At 65.3% G+C, this 2,533-nt stretch carries 2 protein-coding genes and 1 pseudogene; all 3 read left to right on the top strand.

Features of this window, described 5'->3' with window-relative positions; all coding sequences use genetic code 11:
* Positions 1–513: pseudogene (locus tag Q0K17_RS11175) on the top strand (acetylglutamate kinase); the annotation flags it as partial.
* Positions 514–534: 21 nt separating this feature from the next.
* Positions 535–1,713, top strand: a complete 1,179-nt coding sequence (locus Q0K17_RS11170; RefSeq protein WP_294542985.1) for an aspartate aminotransferase family protein — start codon at positions 535–537, stop codon at positions 1,711–1,713.
* 153 nt (positions 1,714–1,866) lie between these two features.
* Complete coding sequence (locus Q0K17_RS11165; protein ID WP_294542984.1) at positions 1,867–2,385, top strand: hypothetical protein; 519 nt, start codon at positions 1,867–1,869, stop codon at positions 2,383–2,385.
* Positions 2,386–2,533 lie beyond the last annotated feature (148 nt).

The following is a 2,533-nucleotide window of genomic DNA, read 5'->3' as shown; positions in this document are numbered from 1 at the left end:
GTGGGGCTGTGCGGCATGGACGGCAACACCATCAGCTGCCGCCGCTACACCAAGGCCGACCTGGGCTTTGTGGGCGAGATCACCGGCATCAGCACCACTCTGATCAACCACCTGCTGGACGACCAGTTCATCCCGGTGGTGGCCACCGTGGGCATGGACCCGGAAAACGGGGTGCTGTACAACGTCAACGCCGACACCGCCGCCGCGGCCATCGCCGTGGCCCTGGGGGCGGAAAAGCTGGTCTCCATGACCGACATCACCGGCCTGCTGCGGGACAAAAACGACGATTCCACCCTCATCCCGGAGGTGGAGATTTCCGAGATCGAGGGCTACAAGGCCGAGGGCATCATTGCCGGGGGCATGCTGCCCAAGATCGACGGCATGGCCGACGCCATCCGCCGGGGGGTCAACGAGGCGGTCATCATCGACGGCCGGGTGCCCCACTCCATCCTGCTGGAAATGTTCTCCGACCGCGGGTCCGGTACCTTGTTCTATCGCGGCCACAACCGCTGAACTCCCAAGGAGGTTTCGTTCATGAATACCCAGAAGGTCATCGACCGGGACAACAAATACATCATGCACACCTACGGCCGCAGCCCCCTCGTCATTGAGCGGGGGGAGGGCATGACCGCCATCGACGCCGACGGCAAGCGCTACCTGGACTTCACCTCCGGCATCGGGGTCAACGCCCTGGGCTACGCCCATCCCGCCTGGCTCCAGGCCGTCACCGAGCAGGCCGCCAAGGTGCAGCACACCTCCAACCTGTACTACACCGCCCCCTGCGGCCGTCTGGCACGGCGCATCTGCCACCGCACCGGCCTGGACCGGGTGTTCTTCGGCAACTCCGGCGCCGAGGCCAACGAGGGCGCCATCAAGTGCGCCCGCAAGTACAGCGTGGATACCTACGGCGAGGGCCGCAGCAAGGTCATCACCCTGGTGAACTCCTTCCATGGCCGTACCCTGGCCACCCTCACCGCCACCGGCCAGGATGTGTTCCACCATGACTTCGGGCCCTTCCCCGGGGAGTTCGCCTACGTCCCCGCCGGGGACTTTGCCGCCCTGGAAGCCGCTGCCGATGAACACACATGCGCTGTTATGATGGAGCTGGTGCAGGGCGAGGGCGGCGTGGTGGCCCTGGACCCGGACTACGTCTATGCGGTGGCCGACCTGTGCGCCGCCAAGGACATCCTGCTCATTGTGGACGAGGTGCAGACCGGCGTGGGCCGCACCGGCAAGTTCCTGGCCTGCGAGAACTACCACCTCCACCCGGACATCGTCACCCTGGCCAAGGGCCTGGGGGGCGGGCTGCCCATCGGCGCGGTGGTCACCACCGAGAAGGTGGCTGCCCACATGGGCCCCGGCAGCCACGGCTCCACCTTCGGGGGCAATCCGGTGGTGTGTGCCGGCGCCTGTGCCGTGCTGGACACCATGGACGAGGAATTCATGCAGAACGTCAACGACTGCGCCGCCGCCCTGTGGACCGGGCTGCGCACCCTGCCCCATGTGGAGGGGGTCAGCGGTCTGGGCCTGATGATCGGCATCCAGCTGTCCGACGGCCTCAAAGCCGCCGACATCCGCGCCGCCTGCGAGAAGCAGGGCCTGCTGGTGCTCACCGCCAAGGACCGCATCCGGCTGCTGCCGCCGCTGATCCTCACCGAACAGGACGTGAAACAGGCCCTGGCCATCCTGCGCAAGGTGCTGGAGACCGCCTGAATTTCCGCAAAAACTGAACAGTCCTTCCGGGGGCATGCCGCAATTTTCTTGTGGCATGCCCCGTTTTGTTGTGGTATACTTATCCTGGGGACAGAGGCCGCAAGGACCGACCCCCGCCGTTTTGGGAATGTGCAATCAGGAGGAATGTCTGCAATGGGGATCATCCGCAAGATCCAGGCAAAAACAGGGGAAGCGCGGGCCAAGGAGAAGATCCGGCCGCTGGTGGAAAGCCGCATGATGCGGGATATTCTTTTGGAGATCGGCCAGCGGGGCAGCGAGGCCCTGGACCCCCAGTCGGTGCCCATGGACCAGCGGGCCCGGGCGTCCCGGCTGGCCAGCGAGTGCGGCATGGCCGGCATGCGCCAGAGCGTGGTGGACGAAGTGCGCCTGGACGCCGAGGGCATCACCCTGGTCTGCGGGGAGGAAAAGACCGCCTTCCTGTACAGCGATTACAACTACGAGAACATCGAGGACACCGACTGCCTGCCCGCCGTGGCCCAATACCTGGTGGCCCATATGCGGGGGTATTACAACATCAGCTGCACCTTTGCGGCGGCCCCCAAACCCCACGGCCGGGGCGTGGGCCGCAAGACCCGGGAAGTGTTCATCCGCCGCCACCATGAGGAGACCCCCTTCGCCCCCGGTCCCATGCAGAAACAGCACCTGTTTTGAAGCCCCGACGCCCCGAAAAAGAGCGCCCCAGCGCCGGGCGGCCCTTGACGCCGGGAAACCGGTTTGGTATAATAATTTGTACGCTGCGGCCCACCCGCAGCGTTATACGGAGCATTACTCAAGAGGTCGAAGAGGTCGCACTCGAAAG

This window comes from uncultured Gemmiger sp., from assembly GCA_944388105.1.
GTDB lineage: Bacteria > Bacillota > Clostridia > Oscillospirales > Ruminococcaceae > Gemmiger.
The sequence above is the reverse complement of the archived record's forward strand: the minus strand, read 5'-3'. Positions and strand labels throughout refer to the sequence as shown.